The sequence below is a fragment of the Bradyrhizobium sp. BEA-2-5 genome, assembly GCF_032918025.1.
GTDB classification, from domain to species: Bacteria; Pseudomonadota; Alphaproteobacteria; order Rhizobiales; family Xanthobacteraceae; genus Bradyrhizobium; species Bradyrhizobium pachyrhizi.
Genome location: NZ_CP136629.1, coordinates 6,814,477 through 6,838,798, shown reverse-complemented (window position 1 = coordinate 6,838,798; position 24,322 = coordinate 6,814,477). Strand labels below are relative to the sequence as shown.

General features: G+C 58.0%; 15 protein-coding genes and 3 pseudogenes. 9 read left to right on the top strand and 9 right to left on the bottom strand.

Annotated elements, in window-relative coordinates:
* The first annotated feature begins 134 nt into the window (after positions 1 to 134).
* The gene (locus RX327_RS32005; protein WP_317248221.1) at positions 135 to 638 is read left to right on the top strand and encodes a transposase DNA-binding-containing protein; all 504 of its coding nucleotides are present in this window, start codon (positions 135 to 137) and stop codon (positions 636 to 638) included.
* Complete coding sequence (locus tag RX327_RS32000; protein ID WP_317248220.1) at positions 635 to 829, top strand: hypothetical protein; 195 nt, start codon at positions 635 to 637, stop codon at positions 827 to 829. The genes RX327_RS32005 and RX327_RS32000 overlap by 4 nt, the downstream gene beginning before the upstream one ends.
* A gap of 279 nt (positions 830 to 1,108) precedes the next feature.
* On the opposite strand, the gene tnpC is transcribed toward RX327_RS32000, so the two are convergent.
* The 3 genes from tnpC to tnpA all read right to left on the bottom strand — a co-directional run bounded on the left by tnpC (position 1,109) and on the right by tnpA (position 3,478).
* The gene (gene tnpC, locus RX327_RS31995; RefSeq protein WP_317251364.1) at positions 1,109 to 2,644 is read right to left on the bottom strand and encodes an IS66 family transposase; all 1,536 of its coding nucleotides are present in this window, start codon (positions 2,642 to 2,644) and stop codon (positions 1,109 to 1,111) included.
* 94 nt (positions 2,645 to 2,738) lie between these two features.
* Complete coding sequence (gene tnpB / locus RX327_RS31990) at positions 2,739 to 3,086, bottom strand: IS66 family insertion sequence element accessory protein TnpB (protein ID WP_135171112.1); 348 nt, start codon at positions 3,084 to 3,086, stop codon at positions 2,739 to 2,741.
* The gene (tnpA, locus tag RX327_RS31985; protein ID WP_317248219.1) at positions 3,083 to 3,478 is read right to left on the bottom strand and encodes an IS66-like element accessory protein TnpA; all 396 of its coding nucleotides are present in this window, start codon (positions 3,476 to 3,478) and stop codon (positions 3,083 to 3,085) included. The genes tnpB and tnpA overlap by 4 nt, the downstream gene beginning before the upstream one ends.
* A gap of 1,428 nt (positions 3,479 to 4,906) precedes the next feature.
* Here tnpA and RX327_RS31980 point away from each other — a divergent pair.
* The 5 genes from RX327_RS31980 (at position 4,907) to RX327_RS31960 (ending at position 14,452) form a co-directional block, all read left to right on the top strand.
* Positions 4,907 to 6,442 (top strand): porin, encoded by a 1,536-nt coding sequence (locus tag RX327_RS31980; RefSeq protein ID WP_317248218.1) that lies wholly within the window; start codon positions 4,907 to 4,909, stop codon positions 6,440 to 6,442.
* A 1,087-nt stretch (positions 6,443 to 7,529) separates the two neighbouring features.
* On the top strand, positions 7,530 to 8,720 hold the full coding sequence (pimC, locus tag RX327_RS31975; RefSeq protein ID WP_317248217.1) for a pimeloyl-CoA dehydrogenase large subunit: 1,191 nt from the start codon (positions 7,530 to 7,532) through the stop codon (positions 8,718 to 8,720).
* A 168-nt stretch (positions 8,721 to 8,888) separates the two neighbouring features.
* Positions 8,889 to 10,031, top strand: a complete 1,143-nt coding sequence (pimD, locus tag RX327_RS31970; protein WP_317248216.1) for a pimeloyl-CoA dehydrogenase small subunit — start codon at positions 8,889 to 8,891, stop codon at positions 10,029 to 10,031.
* Between the two features lie 1,022 nt (positions 10,032 to 11,053).
* Positions 11,054 to 12,187 carry a mandelate racemase/muconate lactonizing enzyme family protein gene (locus RX327_RS31965; RefSeq protein ID WP_317248215.1) on the top strand — a complete coding sequence of 378 codons (1,134 nt, stop codon included), beginning with the start codon at positions 11,054 to 11,056 and terminating at the stop codon, positions 12,185 to 12,187.
* 1,119 nt (positions 12,188 to 13,306) lie between these two features.
* Positions 13,307 to 14,452 carry an ABC transporter substrate-binding protein gene (locus tag RX327_RS31960; protein ID WP_317248214.1) on the top strand — a complete coding sequence of 382 codons (1,146 nt, stop codon included), beginning with the start codon at positions 13,307 to 13,309 and terminating at the stop codon, positions 14,450 to 14,452.
* A 335-nt stretch (positions 14,453 to 14,787) separates the two neighbouring features.
* Here RX327_RS31960 and istB read toward each other — a convergent pair.
* Positions 14,788 to 15,551 (bottom strand): annotated as a pseudogene (gene istB, locus RX327_RS31955) (IS21-like element IS1631 family helper ATPase IstB).
* Positions 15,529 to 17,263 (bottom strand): annotated as a pseudogene (gene istA / locus RX327_RS31950) (IS21 family transposase). The pseudogenes istB and istA overlap by 23 nt, the downstream one beginning before the upstream one ends.
* An 818-nt stretch (positions 17,264 to 18,081) precedes the next feature.
* Here istA and RX327_RS39360 point away from each other — a divergent pair.
* Both RX327_RS39360 and RX327_RS31945 read left to right on the top strand, forming a co-directional pair.
* Entirely contained in the window at positions 18,082 to 18,405 is a 324-nt protein-coding gene (locus RX327_RS39360) for an aldo/keto reductase (protein WP_410712100.1), read from the top strand.
* A gap of 182 nt (positions 18,406 to 18,587) precedes the next feature.
* Positions 18,588 to 19,578: pseudogene (locus RX327_RS31945) on the top strand (IS3 family transposase); the annotation flags it as partial.
* A 284-nt stretch (positions 19,579 to 19,862) separates the two neighbouring features.
* Here RX327_RS31945 and RX327_RS31940 read toward each other — a convergent pair.
* The 4 genes from RX327_RS31940 to RX327_RS31920 all read right to left on the bottom strand — a co-directional run bounded on the left by RX327_RS31940 (position 19,863) and on the right by RX327_RS31920 (position 23,549).
* Complete coding sequence (locus RX327_RS31940; protein ID WP_317248213.1) at positions 19,863 to 20,183, bottom strand: 2Fe-2S iron-sulfur cluster-binding protein; 321 nt, start codon at positions 20,181 to 20,183, stop codon at positions 19,863 to 19,865.
* A gap of 10 nt (positions 20,184 to 20,193) precedes the next feature.
* Positions 20,194 to 21,372 carry a cytochrome P450 gene (locus RX327_RS31935; protein WP_317248212.1) on the bottom strand — a complete coding sequence of 393 codons (1,179 nt, stop codon included), beginning with the start codon at positions 21,370 to 21,372 and terminating at the stop codon, positions 20,194 to 20,196.
* A 985-nt stretch (positions 21,373 to 22,357) separates the two neighbouring features.
* On the bottom strand, positions 22,358 to 22,546 hold the full coding sequence (locus RX327_RS31925; RefSeq protein WP_317251453.1) for a hypothetical protein: 189 nt from the start codon (positions 22,544 to 22,546) through the stop codon (positions 22,358 to 22,360).
* A 220-nt stretch (positions 22,547 to 22,766) separates the two neighbouring features.
* Positions 22,767 to 23,549, bottom strand: coding sequence for a CmcI family methyltransferase (locus RX327_RS31920; protein WP_317248211.1), 783 nt, complete (start codon positions 23,547 to 23,549; stop codon positions 22,767 to 22,769).
* Between the last annotated feature and the right edge of the window lie 773 nt (positions 23,550 to 24,322).

Here is a 24,322-nt window from a genome sequence, read left to right as displayed (position 1 = left end):
ACCATCCGGTGAGTCTTTCAATTACCCACGAATGCTTTATTCGATTGCGGTAGCCCTGATCGAAAAATCTTGAATCGGATGAATCGCTTGTGATTCATTGTCGAGCACCTGAATCGCGACGGCGAGGTGCCTTGATGTGTTCAAGTGGAACGACATCTCGTTGGTCGGCCGGCCCGGATGATGGTGATGAAAGCGCCGTCGAACACTGGACGGAGCGCGAGATCGACAAGACAGCTTTCAAGGATGCTCGTCTTGGTCAACGATTTGGCGAGCTGTTGAAGCAAATTGGTGACGGTATGGGCGGGAGCATACCGTTCGCGCGTCAGGACTGGGCGAACACGAAGGCGGCCTACCGCTTCTTCGCCAACGAGCGCGTGGAGGAAGCCGACATCCTCAGCGGCCACTTCGCCGCCACACGCGCACGTTACGATGATTGTACAGGCCCAATTCTCCTCATTCAGGACACGACGGAATTCTCCTATCAACGCGCGAACACGAGCGCCATTGGCCTAACCAAGAGCGTCAACAGCGGTCGGAACAAGGACGGTCGTTGGCGCCATCACACGGTCTGCGGAATGCTGATGCATTCCAGTCTCGCTGTGACTGTCGAGGCTTGCCGCTGGGATTGGCGGCGGTGAAGTTCTGGACACGAAAAAAGTTCAAAGGCAGGGCGCAGCTCAAGAAGAAGATCAACCCGACCCGCGTTCCGATCGAGAAGAAGGAGAGCGTTCGCTGGCTCGACAATCTCAGGCAATCGATCGAGCGGCTCCGACAGCCGGAGCGTTGCATTCATATCGGTGACCGTGAAAGCGACATCGACGAATTGTAGACGACGAAGGCCGCGCTGGAAATCAAGTTCAAGCGGATCGCGGTCTTGCCTCCCATCGGGAAGCAGAAACATTATCCAGCCCTCGACCTTACTATAATCCATGCCACTGAGCGCGGTACGCCAAAGGGCCGTAAACCGATTGAGTGGAAGCTCATCACGGACCTAGCCGTCCGCAGGCGCTCGGAGGCAATCGAGAAGATCAACTGGTACGCCATGCGGTGGAAAATCGGCACGCATCCGGCCAGCACCCCTGGCAGGCGCGCCGGTGTGCCGTGGCGCTCAGGCGGTAGCCGCTTTGGACTGTCGGGTCGCCTTCCAATTCCAAGGGAGTAGGTCGGCGACTTTGTTGGCGGGATGATCTGGAAGCCTGGCCAGCACGTCAGCGAGCCAGGCTTGCGGATCAACGTCGTTCATCTTGCAGGTCTCGATCAGGGTATAGACGGCGGCGGCACGATTGCCGCCAGCATCTGAACCGGCGAAGGTCCAATTTCGTCTCCCGACAGCCACACCGCGTAACGTTCGTTCGGCAGCGTTGTTCGAGAGGCAAACCCGGCCGTCGTCCAAGAAGCGAGTGAACGCGGCCCAGCGGTTGAGCAGGTAGTTGATCGCCTTGGCAGTATCATTGCCTGAGGAGAGCAAGGTCCGCTGCTGGCGCATCCAGATCTCGAGATCAGTAACGATTGGTGCCGACTTCTCTCGACGTACCGCAAGCCGCTGTTCCGGCGTTTTGCCGTTGATGGTGCGCTCGATCTCGAACAGGATATCAATGCGTCGCACGGCCTCGCTGGCAATCGGCGCCTCTCCAGATTTCGCCAGCTCGAAGAACTTTCTGCGGCCGTGGCTCCAACAGGCCGCTTCAAGGATCGAAGCCGGCTTCCTTTGGGCCTTGTAGAGCTGGTTATATCCATCAAAGGCATCGGCCTGCATCAGGCCCACATAGCCGGCAAGATGGCTTTGCGGATGCTCTCCAGCCCGGTTGCGTGAGTAGTAGAACAGGGCCGCCGGCGGATCCGTGCCGCCAAACGGTCGGTCATCGCGAACATAGGTCCAGATCCGACCGGTCACCGTCTTAAGCTTGGCCAGTACCGGCACCGTCGTATCGTCGGCATGGATGCGTTCCGCGCTCATGACGTGGATCCGGATAGCCTCAATAATGGGATCCAGTGCTACCACGCAGGCGCCGACCCGATCCGCCAGGGTCGAGACGTCGATCTCGATCCCTTCGCGGGCATAGGTCTTGCTCTGTCGGTTCAACGGCTGATGCAGCAGAAACTTGTTGACCAGCACCATCGCCAGCAGGCTCGGCCCGGCAAAGCCTCGCGGGATCGGATGGGAGGGCGCCGGAGCCTCTGTGATCGCTTCGCAATCCCGGCAGGAGAACTTTTCGCGGACATGCTCGATAATCTTCCAGCGCCGCGGCTCGCATTCCAGGGTCTTCGATATCACCTCGCCGAGCTTGTGCAGTCGCTCGCTGCCGCACTTGCCGCATACGCAAGGCGCGGGTTCGACGACGCGCTCGATGGGCAGATTGTCCGGCAGCGGACGTCGCGGCGGCCGCGGATTTTGCGCGCGCTGCTGTTGGACGGCTTCCGGCGTTGCGAACTCGGCTTTGGTTTCCTGCTCCGCCTGGGTCTCTTCAAGATCCTCGATGGCAAATTCAAGCTGCTCGACCAGCAGCTTGCCGCGTTCAGAAGATTGCCCGAACTGTTCTCGCCGTGCCTTGGCCAGCATCAGCTTCAGCCGCTCGATTTCCAGCCGGCCGACGGTCACTTCGCTCTTCGCCAGCGTCAGCTGTTCACGCTGCACAATGATCATCGCATGCGCAGCGGCAAGGTCGGCGGGAAGCGGAACGGCAGGCGTCGTCACGAAGACGAATCAACCATATTCGTTGCAAAAAATCCCGCTCGATTTAACCGGAAGCCTGTGGACGCCAAGTTGCCTGCGGCATTCGCCAATCAATTCCGGAGAGAAGATAGGATAGCTGTGCAACGCTGATCGTCACAACGCCGCCCGCCAACGATGGCCACAAAAAACGGCCGCGCTCCAGCCGCTTCGTGAACAAACACGCGCCTTGGCCATCATGCCAGATGATCTTGACTAGGTCGCCGCGGCGGCCCCTAAAAACGTAGAGATCACCAGCGTGCGGATCACGCTTCAAACTCTCCTGGACCAACCGCGCAAGGCCTGGAAAGCCGCGGCGCATATCGGTGTGACCGGTTGCAAGCCACACCCGCACATTACCCGGAATGGCAATCATCGGCGCTCAAGCACCTCGAGGACCCGCGCCAGCGCTTCTGGATCGACGTGCGCGTCCACTCGGATGCGTCGCCGGTTGCCAAGGTCGATCTCGATCAATCCAATACGCGCAGCCACTACAGACCGCGCTCGGCTATCACTCGCAGGTAAGAGCTTCGGAGTTTCCTCCGCTTCCGTGGCGGCGATCTGCACCGGCGTAAAAGATGGTGCAACTTGTTCCGATGTCCGTGCTTGTCGACGCCAGGTAAACACCAGGCTGGCCGCTACTCCGTTGCGACGCGCAACCGCAGTCACCTTTGCGCCCGGCGCCAATGTCTCCTCGACAATCCGTGCCTTGTCATCCTGCGACCAGCGCCGACGACGCTCCAGCCCGCCCAAAACCTCGACCCGCATCGCCTGATAACCTCAAGGCTAGACCTAAGGTTACACGCTTGGCGTACGAAAATCGAGGCGTTCCACAAGATCCTGAAATCGGGTTGTAAGGCGGAAGACTCAAAACTCCGGACCGCGGAGCGACTTGCCAATCTAATGGCAGTCTTCTGCATTCTCAGCTGGCGCGTCCTCTGGCTCACCATGCTCAATCGCCTCGCCCCAAACGCGTCACCGAAGCTCGCACTGACAGACACCGAGATCGCATTGCTCGATCAACTCATCAGCGGCGCCAGCCATCGACGATGTCGGCCTGGAACCCTTGCATTTTATCTTACCAAACTTGCACGATTAGGGGGCTACTTGGCCCGGGCAGCCGATCCGCCACCGGGAAATGTTGTCATCTGGCGCTGTCTCTCGAGACTCACAGATATCAAACTCGGTGCCGAAATTGCAGCGGCTGGAAATGTGGGTAATTGAAAGCTTCACCGGAGGCTTACAGAGATGCGCTTGGCCTGATCTATAGAAACACCTGACAATGTCTCCTAACCATGCGAATGGCGATGTTCGCGTTGATTTGCGTTTGTTGCACAGCAAATTCGCGCTCAGTTATGACGAGCGGCTCGTATGGAAATCTCCGGTTACGGAATGATCACGCTGCACCCCGTATCTCACGTACCTGAGCAGATCGCTCATTCCGTTGTCGCCACGCGTACCTACCATCTCCGAATCTCGTCAGAGGCCAATGTTAGTCCGTTGTGAGCAGGTACCCTCTTTAGGGCATGCTAAGCTCTGCAGCGGCCGCCATAGGCTTCCCTCCAACCTAGTCCGCAGATCAGCAATTGCCTCGGGCTTCCGCTCTCGCTTTCTGACACAAGTTTTGAGCATGGATGGACGAGCGTCGCCTCGCTATGAGCTTCTTCGCTTCTTCAGCTAGAGGTTACGTCCTCCGCCTTAGGTCGCTTGGCGTCTCACAACTTCAGGTGACCCGTACTTGAGCTCCATCTGTCGAACTTGCCTCCAGATCCGCATGCTCGCGGCAGACAATATTAGCTGCACTTGCGTACCCGTCGGACAAAATCTCATGATCTGCTCGTCACCGAACTAGCTGGCTCATTTGTCTACCCCTTCCCAACTGACGATTAGTCTCTGCTGGAAGAGTTGTGCTGCTCACACAGCCGTACAAAGCGGGCGGTTGCGAAACATTTAAGACACTTTCGGGACGTCCGCGCGTCGATCGGTGCGTTCCGGGCGAAGTTTGCGCCCCGGTCGCGAAGGTACTCTGTCAACGTAAGAGCAAGAGCGACGCAATCGTCAATTCGGGAGGTTCGCTGATTGGTCCGTGAACTGACGCGCGAAGGTGCTCTGTTCGTCTTGGACGTGGGGGCTTGGGCGAAGCTCATCGCGAGGGCGGACCGACTATCTGGGGACATTGAATTGGAGGAGCTTTCAATGAGGAAACTGAAGAGCGTTTTGCTGGTTTCTGCGGCTGGGCTAGCGGCTGCAGGTGGAGCGCGGGCTGCGGATTTGCCCGTCAAGGTCAAAGCAATCGAGTACGTGAAGATCTGTTCGCTGTACGGCGCGGGCTTCTACTACATCCCCGGCTCTGACACGTGCATCAAGCTTGGTGGTTATGTGCGTGCCGATATGTTGGTGAAAACAGCGGTCGACTTTGATGCGGCGGGCAATGGTGTGGGCGGCGCGCAGAATCGGCTCAGCAATGGCTACACGGCTCGAGCCCGTCAAGACCTGACTATTGATACCCGCACTGCAAGTGAGTACGGAACACTGCGCACTTTCTTCGAAGGGGTATTTACCTGGACCTCGGGTACTTACACAGCGACTGGATCTGGCTCGACTGTTTATCAGTCGCTGGGTGGTATTACGGCGCCTGCCAACGCGGGACCCGGAAACGCCGCGTATGGTACCGTCGGCATCTACTACGCCTTCATTCAATTCGCTGGATTCACAATCGGCAAGGCCGAATCGCAATTCAGAACGCCTTGGGCCGAATATCCGGCGAACAACTTCGAACTGCCGGGCTCCGGCGGTTGGGATCCCATAAACCAGTTCACCTATACTGCCAGCTTCGGTCAGGGTCTTACCGCTTCGATCTCAGCACAAGATCAGGTTGTGGCCTACACCAGTAACGTCTGGAACGTCAACGCGGCCTCAGCGGCAGGTATTGCGGCAGGGGCATACGGGGGGAACGATATCGGCGGCACGCGCGCTCCGGATTTGGTCGCACAGGTTCGGCTCGATCAGTCTTGGGGGCTTTTTCAAGCCTCAATCGCCGCCCACGACAACCATGCCGCATACTATGGCGCGACCGAGCTTACGGGTCATCCCGACGATAAGTGGGGCTGGGCTGGACAGCTGGCGTTGTCAATTAAGAATCTACCAACGGGGCCCGGCGATACCGTCAACATCACGGGCGTATATACGAATGGTGCGAGCCGCTACAACTTCCAGGACTACATGTCGACTACGTTCGCAATGTACGGCGGAACGAATTTGCCGGGGGCATATCAAAGCCTCGGGATTGCTGGTGTTTCTGACTCCGTCTTTGTGGCGGGAGGTAGCCAGGAGCTAACTACGACTTACGGCTTCAACGGTGGCTATACTCACAACTGGAATGCGTATTGGAATAGTTCCATCTTCGGCGCGTGGGCTGCCGTGCGCTACAACAACACCGCGAAAAGCTATATTTGCGGGGCGGTGGTCGCAAACCTCGCGCTTTCGACCGGTCTTGCTGGCTGCAACCCCGATTTCAACTACGCAGTCGTCGGTATGAAAACGTCATGGAATCCTGTTAAGAACCTAGCCTTTACCGCTGAGATTGGGTACCTGATGCTTGACCAGAAGTATGCAACAGGGAGCACGGTGAGCCTGCCGCAGCAATCAGGTATCGCCAAGCCAGGGGCCCTCTACGAGCTGAAGGATCAGAGCAGTCTGGTGATGCTGCTCCGCGCTCAGCGCAACTGGTGATGCGAGAGGAAGGAGTTGAGTTGCTCTCAACCTGTAACTTGACCTCCATGAGGCCTCCGGCATGCCCGTCGGAGGCCTTTCACCTTCTGCCTCTCGATACGTTACGACTAGAATTCACTCGAAGCTAGGAAGAAGCTACTGCTAAGACGTGTTGGCGAGGCCGAAGTCTATTCAGCACCGATGAGAGGCTGCAGGTCTTCGGCGTTGATCTCTCGGCTGCCCCATTATCGTTGGTTGCTGCAGTCCAGATACGCTGAAACCCTATCTGCTGGAAGAGCCGTGCCTTAGAGGCCGAGCCACTGCCAAGAAATTGAGACGAGCTTCTCGATCTCGAAGTTCAAGCAGTCGACCAACGCATCTCAGCTTGGCATTAGCAGCTTCCGCTTTGGCGTGCCCAGCAGTTGCGCTTTAAAATCGCGCAGCACGCTCCGAACTTCCGTGTTTCTCGCAGCGGCGGATCAGAGCGGAGACACGATCGCCTCAAGCTTGCGTTTTGGACGTGGTTACCGTCGACACCCTGCTCAAATCTAAAATTTGCCCCTTTGGCTAGATTTGGAAACAGTCGGATCATTGAGCATTAGGTTGGCAACTCAGGTGGCCGGAACGAGCTCGCCAAGCTAATGATGCAGGCGGCTGATCACTGACAAACTTCTGACAGCGCTATGACGGCTGTCGGATTGGCTACACAGCCACGCCGTGGCGAGAACTCTCCTACAAACGAGACAGAGGCTCAATGGCTCTGCACGTCGGTGGCACGGGTGTTGCATTCCAAGTGGCCACGCCGTCGGGACACTGGTAGCGAGCTACGAGCAATGTTCATTTTTCAACGGAAGGTGAGCTCAGTAGAATGGCCGAGCAACCCGTAGAGCAGAACAGCGTGCCTTGCAGAGAAACCTCTTCTTGCAAGATCGCCATGGGTGCCTCGTACCCCTGGCATATCATTAGTACTGCTGGGCAAAACGCGGATTAACTTCAACTTCCTAGGGCCAGGTTTCGAGCTTCGCGGAAGTACGTCAGAGAAAAGGACCGTCTGTCCCGTGCTGTTACACGATCTCGATAATCAATAATTCCACGACCGGAGTGCCCCATGAATCTTTCATTTACAGCAAAAGAGCAGGCATTTCGCGAAGAAGTGCAGCAGTTCCTGCGAAACAATGTACCGCCGCAGATGCGGTGCAAGCTGCTCGAGGGCCGGAATTTGTCCAAGGACGAAATGATCGCCTGGTGGCGCACTCTCAATAGGAAAGGGTGGGCGATCAATCAATGGCCGAAGAAATATGGTGGAGCCGGCTGGAATTCGGTGCAGCAGTACATCTTCAAGGAGGAGCTTCAAATGTATCCGGCACCAGTGCCACTCGCCTTCGGAGTGTCTATGGTGGGGCCGGTTATCTACACCTTTGGCAGTGAGCCGCAGAGGAAATACTATCTACCGCGAATCGCGAATGTTGACGACTGGTGGTGTCAGGGCTTTTCTGAACCTGGCGCGGGGTCCGACCTTGCGTCGCTCAAGACCAAAGCCGAACGCAGGGGCAACAAGTGGATCATCAACGGCCAGAAGACTTGGACGACCTTGGCACAGTACGCCGACATGATCTTCTGCCTCTGCCGCACCGATCCCAGCGCAAAGCAGCAGATGGGCATCTCCTTCATCGTCTTCAGCATGAAGTCGAAGGGCGTCACGGTGCGTCCGATCCAGACTATTGACGGCGATTACGAGGTCAACGAGGTCTTCCTCGACGACGTCGAAGTGCCCATCGAGAACATCATCGGGGAGGAGAACAAGGGCTGGGATTACGCAAAATTCCTGCTCGGCAATGAGCGCACCGGCATCGCCCGCGTCGGCGTCTCCAAGGAGCGCATCCGCCGCATCAAGGAGCTCGCCTCCAAGGTCGAATCCGGCGGCAAGCCGATCATCCAGGACGCAGCGTTCCGCGAAAAGCTCACCGCTTGCGAGATCGAGCTGAAGGCCTTGGAATTGACGCAGTTGCGCTTCGTCGCTGACGAGAGCGAGGACGGCACCGGCAAGCCGAATTCTGCTTCCTCGGTGCTGAAGATCAAGGGCTCCGAGATCCAGCAGACCACCACCGAGCTGCTCATGGAAGTGATCGGCCCGTTCGCCGCGCCCTACGACGAGCATGGCGACGACGGCTCGAACGAAGCCATGGACTGGCTTGCCCAGGTTGCGCCAGGCTATTTCAATAATCGCAAGCTCTCGATCTACGGCGGCTCCAACGAAATACAGCGCAACATTATCGCCAAGGCGGTGCTGGAATTATGACCTCACTCCGCGTTCTTCGCGAAGATGGGCTAGCTTCTCTTCGCGCAAGCGTTGTTCGAGGATGCCAACAGCCTCTCGGGGGATCGCTTCACAATCGGACTATCCCGCAGGCGGCAGAGGTGATGAGCGTGCGTCCCAAGCACAGAGTTGCTACCTGAGGAAACTGGAATGGACTTTGACCTTAGTGAGGAGCAGCGGCTGCTCAAGGAAAGCCTCGAAGGTCTTCTGGCTGAGATGTACGATTTCGGGAGCCGCAAGAAGTACATGAAGGAGAACGGCGGCTGGAGCAGAGCGATCTGGACCAAGTTCGCCGAACAGGGGCTCTTGGGCCTGCCATTTGCGGAAGCTGATGGCGGGTTCGGCGGCGGTGGTCTCGAGATCATGATCGTGATGGATGCGCTAGGTAAGGCGCTCGTGCTGGAGCCGTATCTCGCAACTGTCGTGATCGGCGGCGGCTTCTTGCGCCACGCCGGCTCGGATGCGCAGAAGGCTGCGTACCTACCGGGCATTATCGAAGGTAGCAAAACCTTAGCGTTCGCCCAAGTCGAGAAGAATTCCCGCTACGACCTGTTCGACATCACGACAACTGCGAAGAGGAAGGGTGACGGGTGGGTTATCAACGGCGAAAAGTTCGTGGTCATGAACGGCCAGAGCGCAGACGCACTGATCATCACAGCGCGCATGCGTGGTGCTCGGCGCGATAAAGGCGGTATTGGTGTGTTCCTGGTTCCCTCCAACACCAAAGGCATCTCGAAGACGAGCTATCCAACTCAGGACGGCCTGCATGCTGCCGACGTTGTCCTAACCGGCCTGGAGGTTGGCCCGGACGCTGCTATCGGCGATCCCGACAATGGGCTGTCGGTGATCGAGCGCGTGGTCGATGAGGCCCGCGCCGCATTATGCGCGGAAGCAGTCGGTCTCATGGACCAATCGCTGAAGACTACTGTCGAGTACCTGAAAACGCGCAAGCAGTTCGGAGTGGCGATTGGATCCTTTCAGAGTCTGCAGCATCGTGCGGCCGACATGTTCGTTGCGCTCGAACAAGCTCGCTCAATCTCAATGTTTGCCGCCATGGCCACAAATCTCGACGATCCCGCCGAGCGGATGAAATCGATAGCCGCAGCAAAGGTACAGATCGGAAGGAGCGGAAAGTTCATTGGACAGCAATCGATCCAGCTGCATGGCGGGATAGGTATGACCATGGAAGCCACGATCGGCCACTATTTTAAGCGACTAACCATGATCGAAAACGCGTTTGGCGACGCGGACTATCACCTTCGCCGACTGAGCGAGCGCGGCGCTCTGGTCTGATCTGTGTTGATAGTGAGGCAACAGGTTGCGCTGCCTGCCACGCACCGCTCGCGCGGCTTTACGGAGCCAATCTGTTCGATCATTCATTGCCTCGGCTTTCAAGTCCCACCCATGTAGCGCAACGCGCCGCTGTATCCTCTATCCGGTAACTTGGGATGCACGTGATGTCTTCCTCCGGCGAGCGGTTACGTGATGTAGCGGGATCTCTTTCCTTCATGCATCGAGTCTCTTACGCCGTGGCGTCGAATCCTTCTTCACACTAAGCCGTGAAATCGTGAAATGAATTGGCTGGTGGTTTGACGGTTGTGAGTTGCTGAGGTCCGCAAACCTAAGAGAGTTCGTGCCCGTACGTTCGCTGTCGCAGTCGAGATCAGTCATATGTGACGCCGATGATCGGATAGCGACGTGCTATTCTGTTTGCCACGCACTGCAGTGTGATCGAGGTGTAGAAGGCAAGGTCCTGCACTTGGCACGAAGCTTGTAGGGGATTCGTCAGCCATCAATTGATCTAGGAGCGGCAGCGATGAATCACAAGAATATGCCTGTCGGTTACACCATAGGATGGCGTGAATCCGCCAGATACAGTACACTGTGTATTCGCGCAGCACGATTGAGCCGTCATGCGAGCCGCGGATACTGTTCGCGCTACTCGTGGCAGACCCCGTGATTTGTCGGCGGGGGCTATCTGCCTACTCTCCATTGTGCTTGATGCCTGAAGAAGTTAACTACTGCCGGTACGGTATTGGAAAACTGCTTTTTGCTAGGCTACGAGCATGCGCAAGGCGGAAGATCAAGAACAGATTCAAATTGTGGCGCGCGTCGCCTAGGACAATGCGGGCTGCGCGAGGTCTTCCAAAAGTCCGGACGGGGCAGCCATGTCGGTTTCAGCGGCAAGAGAGCACCTCGGCAGCAAGGTCGCTTGGCCGAGATAAGACCAGATCCTGCCCCTCTCCAACCGCGCCAAAGTGCTGATATCGGCGCTCGGATGTCGAAGTGACGCATTGAACCCAGTGGGGACATCCATGAAAATCACACGCGTTCGCACTTACATCCTTCATTCCGCGCTGTCGCAGCCTTTTGCCTCTTCACGCGCTTGGTATGACACGCGCACGGCGATGCTGGTCGAGATCGAGACGGACCAAGGTATCATTGGCTGGGGCGAATGCTACGGCCCCGCGCGGATGACGGCAGCGGTAGTCGATAGCGTTGCGTCATGGCTCATCGGCCAGGATCCGCTTCGTACCGATCATTTATGGCAAATGATCTATGCAGGCTTGCGGGATCATGGCCAAAAGGGTGTCGTCATCGAGGGCCTGAGCGGTATCGACATCGCATTATGGGACATCAAGGGCAAGCATTTTGGCGTTCCTGTGCATCAGCTGCTCGGCGGCGCGCAGCGCACGGAGCTCGTCGCTTACGCGACGGGCTTGCTCCGGCGCAGAGCGGACCACTCGAACCGCTATCTGGCCGAGGAGGCGGCCGGGTACGTCGCTGAAGGATTCTCGGCAGTGAAGCTCAAGGTTGGATTTGGTCTGGAGGACGATGTGGCCACGATCCGCCTTGTGCGTGAGGCGATCGGACCGACTGTGCAGCTGATGGTTGATGCGAACCATGCGTATGATAGCATCGCTGCAATCCGTCTGGGTCGCATGATCGAGCACCACGACATCGGCTGGTTCGAGGAGCCCGTGCCACCTGAGGATATTGCCGGCTATCGAGCAGTAAAGGCGGCACTCTCGATCCCGATCGCCGGCGGGGAATGCGAATTTACCCGCTTCGGCTTTCGGGAACTGTTCGTATCGCGCGCGCTGGATATCGCTCAGCCCGACACCTGCGCTGCAGGCGGCCTTTCTGAATGCAAGAAGATCGCCGACATGGCTGAAACATTCGGTCTTCGGTGCATTCCGCATGTGTGGGGTACCGGAATTGCAATCGCTGCGTCGCTGCATCTGCTCGCCGTTCTACCGTCAAATACGCCGCCCTCGCTTAGGCCTATTGCACCAATGTTGGAGTTCGACCGCACCGAGTACCCGCTTCGGCAAGCGATTCTCACCGAACCGATAGAGCATACCCGCGGCATCGTCCCCGTACCCGAAGGGGCGGGCCTCGGCATCGAAGTTGACCGCAAGGCATTGGTCCGGTTTGCGGCGCAGTGATCGGTCATCTCCGTGCGACCAAGATGCTGCCACTTCTCCTTCCGCACGACAGCCAACACGAGGCAGCGCTTGCGGAAGCCGACCGTCCATTCTCATCAAACGCCCACAGCGTCGTCGTCCTGATTCAGTTCCGGCCGGCGCTACGGCAGCCCGCGCTGGGCGCGTCATGGCGCGGCAGAGTCTGCGGGTAACCTCGCTCGGCATTCGGCGCGGCGAGCAGTATGGACACGATGTCAACCGCAACTGATGAGAAGGTTTGGACCGCCGTTGATACAAGACAGTGTCAGTGGTTGAGCATTAAGGCAAAGCGGCGAAACTCGGGGAAGAGCGATTCCGGCTCTCCTGTCTATGTCTTGCCAGCGGCCGCAGGCTGTTCCGCTCCCGAATAAAGCTGCGCTGCTCTGCTGTTCGCAAAGCAGATTACTTCGATTTTCCAAGCTGAGAGCCAAGAATCGAGATCGGCCGGTCTGGACTGGTGTATCTTCGGAAGAAGGCGCTCGCTGAGTTACCGGTGTCCTGAATTCGATCGGCAATGCCTACTCTGAGTGCGTGCTATCGAGAAGACCAGAGCGACCCGCGCCGGACCTTGGACTCCAACGATAGGATTTCGCGCGTGAGCCACTATGAGACGAGAAAGATCCAGGCAGGCTGGTCGCCCTACTCTACGCACCCACGCAATCTTGCAATTTAACGGTGCACCCAGCATCTTCTTTGTGTGCATTAAACTGCCGACATTAGTAGTTACCGCGAAAGCGATCCCGAAGTACCAGTCTGCCGGAAACAGTACGTAAGGTGGCATGTCTCGCGGCGTCATTGACTGCCTGCGCGAGGTGGTAGACAGCAGTTCGGTGCTGACTGGCGCCGACATCGCGCGCGCTTTTTTCCAGACTTAGAAGCGGAAGCGATGGCGGCGGCACCGAGGCTCTTGGCGAGTAGCCTGCCGCTGTCACCCCGTTGCCGTATCAACAGATCGGTGGCCGAGGTGAGGAATTTCGTCGAGTGGCCGCTGAAAATTGGTGGATTTCGGCTCCGCAGGACTTGTACGCTCACCTATCTCCAAGGTTGGACCGCCTCCTCCGACCACATAAATGTGTGCCGGCTTCTAATCGTGGACAATTCATGAATAAGCAGGCGTCTCATAAACTTTCATGTCGTCGCGTGAGCCGACGCTCAATCATCCAATCGTTGGTAGCACTGCTGAGTGCGCCGTTCGTTGCAAAAGCCACTGCTGTCTTTGGGCAGGAAAAACTCGCCGGTACCGGCGAAGTGGTCGTTTTCAGTTATGGCGGTTCGTTTACGGAAAACTTACGTAAGTATGTCTCTGAACCCTTCACAAAGGCGACGGGCATCACGGTTGTCGATGTCACAGCTGACTTAGCCGAGCCCCAGATCAAGGCGATGCACGAAGCTGGGCGTGTCGACTGGGACGTTGTTATTGTTCAACCTCATATTCCAGCCTGCTTGGATCTGCGTCAGGCCGGCGCGTTTATGCCCATCGACTACGGTCTCTGGGATGATGAATCCCTCAAGGGGGTGGCGGAATCTGTTCGCCATGCTGATGCTGTCGTCGCACATGAAAGCTCGACTCTGCTGATTTATGATGATCGCGCTTTCCCGAAGGGCGGCCCAAAGAATTGGGCCGACTTCTGGAACATTGGTCATTTCCCGGGACCGAGGGGGCTCTCTACCAACTCTTATGTTGCTGATTTAGCGTCTGCGTTGATCGCTGATGGCGTCGCGCATAAGGGTCTCTGGCGACTGACTGATGATGACGTCGATCGGGCACTGAAGAAACTCGACGAAATCAGGCCGCACGTCACGAAGTGGTGGACGGCGGGTGGTGAGCCCATACAGCTTCTCATCAACCGTGAATACGCGCTAACGAGTGCATACGATGGCCGCGCCCTCGGGGCTATCAAGCGAGGAATACCCCTTCGCATGGTATGGGACGGCGCTATGACATACGAAAGTTATTGGACTGTCCTCAAAGGCGGCCCGAACAGCGCAAATGCACAGAAATTCATCGCATTCGTGAATCGAGCGGAAGTTGCGGCAGCCTTTACGCAATGGACCGGCTATCCCAGCCCGAACCTTAATCAGCTAGGGTACCTTCCAGCCGAACTGGTGCCACTGATCAGCACATACCCCTACAACGCGGCGAAGACGATCCGCCCCGACATTTCGTGGCTTTTGGAGAAACGCGCGGATGGCAAAACCAACGCGGATCACATACACGAGCGCTGGCTGGCTTGGCGAGCACAATAGTATCGACCGCTACTGGCTGCCGCTGACGTACGCTATCTTTGACCTCGATCAAGCCCACACGATGGGTTTGGCTGCTGCTGTCCGAACCATTTGCCTTGTGGTGCTCTTCTCCTCCATGCGATTTCGGTGAGGCGCGACAGCCCGCGCCACATGACGACATTGCCGGGCGGCGGATCGATATTTGCAACATTCATCTCAGGGCCGCAAACGGTCTTTTGACCGATCAGTTCCCCTACTGTCAGCCCCATAGAGCATCCTCTTGCGGCCCCGAAGGTCACTTCAAATTCCTCCGGGTGAGGTCAGTCAAATTCCTCCGAGGCAGGACATGGTGATTGTTAGTTTGACATTGTCTCCCGGGCAAGGGCTTCAGCGGCCTCTTTGAGCCGATAGCTGCGTCCGTCGAACTCAAACAGATGGCAATGATGCATCAGGCGATCGAGGATCGTCGTACTCATGGTGTTGTCCCCCAGGTATGTCCCCCTGTCCTGCACGACGCGATTGGAGGTGACGATAACGCTGCGGCGCAGTTTGTAGCGCTGATGGATCAGGGTCTGCAGCAATGCGCCGGCGTCGTCAGGCATGGCGCGTGCGAGGAACAGATCGTCCAGCACGAGGAGATCGCAGTCGATGATGGTTCGCAGCCGGACCTCGCGTTGTGCCGGGGAGTCCATGGCGTAGCCGTGGAAGAAGTCGTCGGTCTCAAGATACTGGACCTTGTGGCTCTGCAGGATCGCCTGATAGGCAATCGCCTTGGCGATGTAGGACTTCCCGGTGCCAGGTTTGCCGACAAGCAGCGCGTTCTCGCCAGCGGCAATGAACGCCAGGGTGTGGAGCTGGAAGCAGGTTTGGCGCGGCAATTTGGGATTGAAGGACCAGTCGAACTCGGCGAGCGTCAGCTTTTCGTCGAGCCCGGATTGCTGGTAGCGGCGCTCGATGAGGCGGGACTGACGACGGTCCAGTTCGTCCTGCAGGATCAGGGAGAAGGTCTCCAGGAATGGTTGGCGCCCTGCGCCTGCAGCACGCGCGTCTGCAGCGTGTCGCGGACGCCTGACAGGCGCAGCTGTCGCAGGCAACGTTCAATTTCCGGCATGGTCATCATGTGGTTTGGTCTCCAGTTTGAGGTGAGAAGCCGCGGGAGCGCTCGTGGCGCCGGAGCTGGCCGGGGTTGCGCGGGCGACACGAGCGCGGGCTGTAGGGGCGCGGTCGTCGTGAGCCTCGGCCTCCCGGCCATTGTCGCCGGCATCGTGCCGCACGGCACGGCTGAAGAGATCGCCGTATTCGGCCGGGGCACGGATCAGCGGATGATCCTGGGTGAGCGGCGATGCCGGTTGTGGCGTCGCTCCAACCTGCTCGATCGCCTGTTCGAACAACCGCTCGACGGTCGCACGCACGTGCTTGTAGCGGTAGATGCGGTTGTCGATGGCGTGCGCGCAGGCTTGCTCGACCAGCCGTGCCGGATACTTCCGGCTCAGCCCGACAATGCCCCACATCGCGCGCTGTCCGGGGCGTCCCTCGGTGTCGAACATTTGCTGGCACAACGCCTTGGTCTGCGGCCCGATGCGCTTGGCGCTCGCCAGCAACACGGCGGTTTGCCGCGACGGATTGAACGGCCGTTCGTTGGTTGGCAGAACGACAGAACCGGGGTGCGTCATCCTGAAATGAACACGCAGCAGCGCACGGGTGTGGCGATCATGGATCTCGATCATGGAGGCGTAGATCCGCACAACGACCTGGCTGCCGATGGGCGCGGGTCGCGCGGCGTAATAGCTGTTGTCGACGCGTACGGTGGTGTCGTCGCAGACGGTCCGAACGACCTCAGTGAAGATGCGGAAGGGCGCGACAGGCAGCGGCCGCAGGTGCGGCTTCTCTTCCTGGAACATGGCCTCGACCTGACGGCGCGTGCTGCCGTGGATGCGCCTGGAAGCCCAGTTCTCCTCCCAATGCCTCAAGAACTCGTTCTGCGCTTCCAGTGTCTCGAAGAGCCGTCCAGCCAGCGCGGTGCCCTAATCGCATTCTCGACACATCCTTTCCGATTGGGATCGGCCACCCGCGCGGGATCGGCGACCACGGCGTAATGAGCCAGCATCGCGCTGTAAATCGGGTTGAGTTAGGGCTCGTACAGATCGGGCTTGAGGACACCTTCCTTCAGATTGTCGAGCACGACATATCTGACAACGCCGCCAAAATACCGGAACGCTTCTTCGTGAAGCTGCGCCCAGACTTGCTGGCTGGATTGCCAGACCACCCGCCGGAAGCTGCGCCGCGAGTAGCGCAGCGTCATCACGAACAGGCGGGGACGGCGGTACCGGCCGCTCCTGGGATCGATCGTCAGAGCGCCCTCGCCATAGTCGACTTGAGCCTCCTCGCCGGGGAGGAACTCAAGTCGATCAAACTGCTCGCGATCGCTGTGGCGCAACGTGCGGACAAACCGCTTGACGCTCTGGTAGCTGGACGGAAAGCCAAATTGATCGACCAGGTCCTGGTAGATCGCCTGCGCATTTCGCTTCAGGCGGACCTGTCCTTCGATCCACGTCCGATGCGGTTCGCAGGCCGAGCGGGCCAGGCTGCTGCTGACCGTCGCTTCCGATGCCCCAAAAGCCGGTGGTAGGGGTGGAGGAATTTGGCCGTCCTCGCTCACCGGGCCGGTGGTCACTTCCCGGGGGAATTTGCCTCCGCACCAGCCCGCAGCGCCCGGTAACGCCGGATCGTCTTGCGATCGACCCCCGTCAACCTCTGGATCTCGCGCTGGCTGGCGTTGCGATCGAGTAGCGTAAATACCGTGCTTTGCAGGTGTGGCTTCAAGACGTTCAACTCCCCGGTCCCTTGCTGGCTAAAGGACCGAAAATAAACGTCCTGCCTGACCGGCAACCGCTGTCAGCGGCGCTGACGGCGATCATCAGGAGTTTCAAGTGACCATACCCGGGGGATTTTGACCGACCCATGGGGCTTGCGGCTCAGAAGGGAATCACAAGTTGTTCTTTCGATTCAAGGTTTCGCCGGGCGGCGCGAGGATAAGATCTGTGTATTCCGAGACAGATTGCGAAGGATAGCAGATTCGACCGGCGGGCTCTCACCGCGGAGCGGGACGGCCATCCGACCGAACAGCGAATTGAGATCGAACTCGCGAGCGGACGACGGGTCATCGTCGAGGCAGGTTGTCCGCATCATCGAGCTCGTGATCGATGATAATTCCGGTCCCTACAGGGCCGCGATAGAGGCACGGCGAAAACCTGGCGCAGCGGACCTGAGCTTCTTGCTAATGGAGCTGGCGACTGGAGCTTAACCCCAGTCCGCCCATTCGGCATGCATTCAGCTACCGATTTTGCTGCCTCGATCCGAGTGCGGCAAAAGGGTAATTCTTGCTTTCGACGTGTCCCATCTGGATAAGCAGGCGAACGAACGTGCAAATGCATTCCAGATTTTATCATTGCGGAGGAATGCAGGCAAACAGTGGGCAACGCGATCGGCCAAAAATCAGGGATCCAGCTTATGCGATCGGGGCGTCGTGATCTGGGTAGCTCGCCTCATTCGCCGGATTTGCCAAGGTTTCCGCTTTCTGCCGATTTTTGAGCGTCGAGAATGTGCAATGTGCACGCTACACTTGTTAAATCTAAGCTGCCGGTTGATGAATGCTTCTACAATCACAATCACAATCGGAGGCGGTTTGCACATCGAAACCCCGCCAGGCTGATCGCCGCTCCGCTCACCTGCGCACCGCCTGCGAAGCCAGCATTAAGTGGCTGAGACTCGAGCGGATCGATGTCTATCGGCTACATGCCGTCGATCCGATATTGCCTATCGCGGGCTCGCTCGGCGCGCTCCTCGAGCTGCAACGCGACGGTAAGATTCGATTCAATTGGCGTCACAAACTTCAACTTGGAACATCCCGCGACAGCGCAACGTCAGGCACACATTGTCTCAGTTCAGTACCGGTACAATTTTGTCGACCATGAGCATGACGCCCGTAATCGAGGCCTGCACGCGCGCGGGAGTTGCTTGCGTGCCGGTTCGACCGATGCGCGAAGCCTTTGCGGACCCCTCTGGCCGGCTCGGCGCGATCGCTCAACGCCACGGAGCCACCGTAGCTCAGGCGGTGCTGACCTGGTTGCTAAGAGCCGGCCCCGGAATTCTGGCTCAGCTTGAAAGCAAGGCCGCCGATGCGTTCGGTCCCGGCGGCGGCTCCGGAGCGGAGCAAGCAGCCATCGACGTGAAGTCGCTGCACACCAAGATCGGCGAGTTGACGCTGGAGAACGAGTTTTTAGAAGGAGCGCTCACCAAGGCGGGATTGCTGAGCGCAAAGCGATGATCGACCGTGAACACGATCTGCCGATCAGCAAGCAGGCGGAAGCCCTGAGCATCAGCCGCGGCAGCGTCGATTACCTGCCGCGTCCGGTGTCGGGCGCCGACCTTGCGATCATGCAGCGCCTCCGGCTGCATCTGGAGTTCCCTTTTGCCGGCTCTCGCATGTTGCAAGGGCTTCTGGCTGCAGAGGGGTGCAAGATCGGCCGCCGGCATTTCAAACCGCTGATGCGGCGGATGGGGATAAAGGCGCTGTACCGCCGTCCGCGCACCACCCAACCCGAGCCCGGGCACAAGATCTATCCATAGCTGCTGCGCGGTATGGAGATCACGCGTCCGAACCAGGTTTGGGCGATGGACATCACCTACATCCCGATGGCACGAGGCGTCGTTTATCTGGCCGTGGTGCTGGACTGGTTCAGCCGCCGCGTGCTGTCGTGGCGCGTATCGATCATCATGGAGGCGGCGTTCTGTGTCGAGACGCTTCAGGATGCCATGGCCCGTCACGGCAAGCCGGAGATCTTCAACACCGACCAGGGCTCGCAGTTCACCGGCGCGGCGTTCACCGGAGTGCTCGCTGACAATGACATCGCCATCAGCATGGAGGCCGCGGCGCCTGGCGGGACAACGTGTTCGTCGAGCGGCTGTGGCGCAGCGTCAAATACGAGGAGGTGTATCTGCGGGCCTACGACAGCGTCAGCGAAGCTCGCGCCTCGATCGGCCGTTATTTGGACTTCTACAATTGCCGCCGTCCACATTCGAGCCTTGACGGCGGCACACCGGATCAAGCCTACTTCACCTCGCTGCCGCTTCGCACGGCAGCCTAAACCCGGCAGAGGCTCCACTTATCGACGCGCAGTTGCTGTTCAGACAACCGGGACCACTTCTCTACGCCGGACGCCGATGATACTATCCGATCCCGGGCACTGGATCGCTCAGCCATCTCGAGGATAATGAGCGGCGGCCCAATTCGCTTTGAGCAACGAAGAATTCACGGCGCTTGCTCAGCGAGCTACCTCGAAGAGCATGGCGATTCGCGATAGGTCGCTCCAAATGGCGCCTGCTCGATCCAGCGAGTGCAAGAAGGCGCGCCGCGACAGCGGGTTCCATCCTAGGAAAAGGCGGAACCAGGAGCGATGGTGACTTCGAGCCCGTCCAATTCCTTGCTCAGCTCGATCTGGCAGGATAGCCGCGATGTCTCGCGACGGTCGTCAACGACATCCAGCATTCCGCTTTCGAACTCGGTCGGCGGGATGAGCTTCGGCCACCAAGTGGGATTGACGTAGACGTGACAAGTCCCACAAGACAGACATCCACCGCACTGAGCAGTGAGGTTCAATCCCGCGTCCCGGATGGCCAGCATGAGAGTTCTCGCAGATACGCCGTCAAGCTCGCTTACTTGGCCAATCTCATTGGTGATCAGTAGTTTCATCGACTTCCCGTTAAAACAGTACATGCTGCGGACCGAACGAGCGGTGGGAGAATCCGCGGAAGCGCGGGGCCTCCGCCGCAGGGTCAAGCCTCAAGTTCGGAAGGCGGTTAATGAGCGCCTTTAGGCACTCGCGCATCTGGAGCCTAGCCAAGTGCATCCCCAAGCAGAGTCGGGTCCCAACGTTGAACGCCACATGATCTGTTGGCCGCTCGCGATGAAGGTCGAGGGCATGCGGGCAGGCGTAGTGGTCGGGATCGCGATTGGCCGCAGCGTGGAGGAGGCAAATCTTATCGTCCTTCCTGACCGCCACACCTGACAGCGACACATCCTGATTGGCCGCCCTGAAGCGCCATTGCGGGGATGGCAATAGCCGAAGTGTCTCCTCAACCAACGCATTCAAAGCATCCTGCTGATCCTTGGACACGGCCTCGCGGATCGCTGGATTCGTCACGTAGAGATATACAGCATTGGCCACCGCGTTCGTCGTGGTTTCGCCTGCGCCTTGCGTCATATCCCTGACAATCGCGATAACGTCGAGTTCGTCAACCTCGCCATAATCTTGCGGCGCATAAGTCCAAATCGCGCTGATAAGATCGTCGGCACGGTTGTCGCGACGCTCTCGCACCAAAGGCATGAACAGATTGTTCAACTGGTCCGATGCGTGCTTCGCTTTCGCCGTTAGATGCTCGGCGTACATCATGCCTACCCAAGCGACAACATCTCGTTGCCACTGCTGGATGTCAGCCAGGAGCGCGTCATCCCTCCAAGGGATGCCAAACATCGACGCCATGATCCGAGCAGGAACCGAATCCGCGAATTCAGTGACAAGTTCCGCGCGTCCGGCCTTCTCGAACCGATCGATTGCATCATTGATGACTGGAACAACATGCTCTTCGCGGTACTTCGGCATTACGTTCGGATTCAGCATCCTCCAGTAAAGGCGGCGCATCCGCATGTGAGGCGCGCCGAGCAATGATGAAACAGCCGACCTTCCACCGGTGATCTCGTACTGCAGCGGCGTCTTGTCCGCCGACAGGATCCGGTACATGTTCTCGTCGGATTCGACTGCGCGACAGAGATCGTATCCCAAAGCCAGCCAGCACTCCATGCCGGGGTCCCAGACGATCGGACCCCGCTTGCGCAAGACATCGTACGTGGAAAACGGCTCTTTCTCAGCCAGCCACAGCATCGTCCACTCTGGCGAAAGAGGCGACCGTAGAGACCCGCTCATATCAACTCTCCGTCGGGATACCAAGTTTTAGGGTGGATTTCGCGCAAAAGGAGCTCGAAAAACTGTGGCCGCCGGTCTTCACTCGGCCTCGTTTGGTTACCCCCGAAATCCGCTGAGCAGCCTATTCAGACCTTGCGCACAGAGTCGGCGAATGATCCTCAAACGAGAGGCATCGGCGGCGTGATCGGCGGCGATTGCAACGCTTTTCGGCGCCTGGGCTGGCGATCGACCCTCGGTGCTTGCCGGAGCTAAACCTGAGGGTCGCTCTGTTCCTTCAGGCCCGTGCTTCATGTAAGGCGCTCTGCATACGGCTGTGCGAGATCATCCTGATTGAGAACAAGATCGCGGTTGACGAAATCAAGGCACCGGTCCTGGATCCCAGCCATGGCCACACCAGCAGAGGCTTCTTCTGGGCGATCGCGCGCGACGGTCGGCCGTGGGGCCGCACCGGCCCGTGCTGGTGGCCTACAACTATGCGCCTAGCCGCACCGTCCACGCGCTCAAGATGCTCGACCATATCGCGCCATCGTGCAATGCGATGGCTATGCCGCCTACAGGACCATTGCCAACGCCGCATCTGACGAGACGGTCTCGCTGACGTTCTGTTAGTCTCATCTGCGGCGCCGCTTCTTCGATAACGCGGAAGGCGGCCCTGCTCAATCGCCAGCGAGGCGCTTGCACGCATCGCCGCCCTCTATGCCATCGAGGAGACGATCAGGCTGCAGCACCGTGCCTTCAGGCAGACGCGAGCCGCTCGTGCTGGCCCTGAAGGCCTGGTTCGAGTAGCAGCTCGCCCCGTCCAGAACAAGGCGACGCTCGCCGATGATATCCGCTACCCTGAACCACTGTGACGGCTCACGTGGCTCCTCGATGAGACCGCATCGCACTAGAGGCATCCGTTCTCTTGTTCTGAACCGCAAAAACTGTTGTTTGCGGGACATGATCAGGGCTTCGAGAACTGGACCTGAACCGCTTCGTTGATCGAGACCTGTAAGCTCTGCAGCGTCGAGATGCTGGTCCGTCTGACCGACATCATCGCTCCAAAGACGACATAGGGCCCGAGATTGTAACGCGTCGATACTCCGAAATCATATTGCGATCCGCCCTCTTCATCACGGAGCGCATATTGCAAGTCGGCCCGCCTAGTCGGGAAAAATAACCGCTTACCACCGAGGAGCGCAGGCGCTCGAATCTGGCTTCAGCCTGGGTGCGAGGTTTCCGAGGGAACGGTGACCGCCCGGTCCAGAGCGGCCAGATAGGGGGCAAAGATACGATATGATGCAGGGAATTTGCTCGCCGAGAGCAAACTATGGGGCAATGATTTTTCAGGCCCGACACTCGGTCGGTGCGACCTACGTCTTTCGAAGCCATGCATTTGGAGCACAAGTAACGTTGGTCCCGAACGCATCGGTATAATAAGTATCGATCAAGAATCCGGCTTGCTCAATCAACTGGAAACCCTCGATGATTTCTTTGTTTGCGAACACTGGATTGTCTTCGATCACATAATAGTCGCCTGACACCAGAAACTTATTCAGGTGAGAAAAAACAGAAAATATTTGCACGTGTGCGTCGTCGATTACAAGCCAGGGATGAGGCAGGCTCGCTAGCAAACTTTCGTCGAAGTTCGAGACGTCAGAAAGGTCAACTTGATGAAAGGTAAGAAGTGGATGCTTTCTTGCACTCTCATGAACTAGTTTAATATACAGATCGAAAGAGTGAACTTCACCGGGCTTCTCGCAAAGCGCCGACGCATTATCGGCGAGCCACAATCCGCTGCCACCCTGGCATGAGCCGAGTTCTATGATTGTCCGTGGCTGAAGCTCCCAAATGAGCCTCGGGTACAAAGCCAGATCGAAGGGAGTCTTGAGAATGATGAGTCCTTTATAAGTCTTCGCCAATGAACCAACTTTAGTGTGGCGGCGGTCACCAGTCCAAGGGTAGATGGTCGACATCCAACTTCGATCGGACGGCTTTGCAAAGCGATCAGAATGATCAGCATTCAGGACGGCCTTAATTCCATCGAGAGCCCTCGGGCTAAAAAGTTGTCCGCTGAATCCGTCAGGTCTCATCTGATCGGGATAGTTCTCGTGACCGGCGTCCCAAAAGGCTTTGTGTTCGGAAGCAACTTTCATAGATGATCTCCGTGCTGCGACTGTCGGCTTCGAAGCAACTGGCGTGCCACTCGATGAATAAGGTACACGGGCGATTAGGGAGAGTGAGAAACGCCTAAGTGACGGCGTCTCAACACGAATGGTCTGCATGCTTTGTCGGTTTCGGGACATCGGCGCTATCAATCTGACATGGGTGGTCCAAAGCTACTATCTAGTGCTACAAAGCTGGAAGCTTAAGGTAGTTGTTCTCATGGCGTCGACTTTCCTGGCCGTCATCATCACTACTCGATCGAACTTACTAACGACGGCGCTAACGACGATCATGGATGTCGTTTAAGCAGAGCTCTGATCCAGCCGCCTCTGATCCGGGATCGCGCCTTCGGGTGCGATGATTGATTGCCATCGGTGCACAAAAACGCCTGTCATCATAGCGCCTATAGCTGCTATATCTCGTTTGGCGATCGGCATGACCACGAAGCCAAGATCGGCCACTATTTTGAGCGAGTAACCATGATCGAGAGCGGCCTTTGTCGGCACCGACTATCACCTTCGCTGACTCAGCGAGCACGGCGCTCTGGTCTCATCTGTGTTGGTAGCCGAGGCAACAGCTAGAGAGACACGACTATCCGCGGCCTTCTTCCATCTCCCCGAATAACTTAAGGCGAGAGCGAAGATGTTGTACATGACCCTTGTTGAGCGTGCTGCTCAAGGTTGCGCTACCTGCCACGCACCGCTCGCGCGGCTTTACAGGAAGCACTGTTCGATCATTCATTGCGCCGGCTCTCCAATCCCCT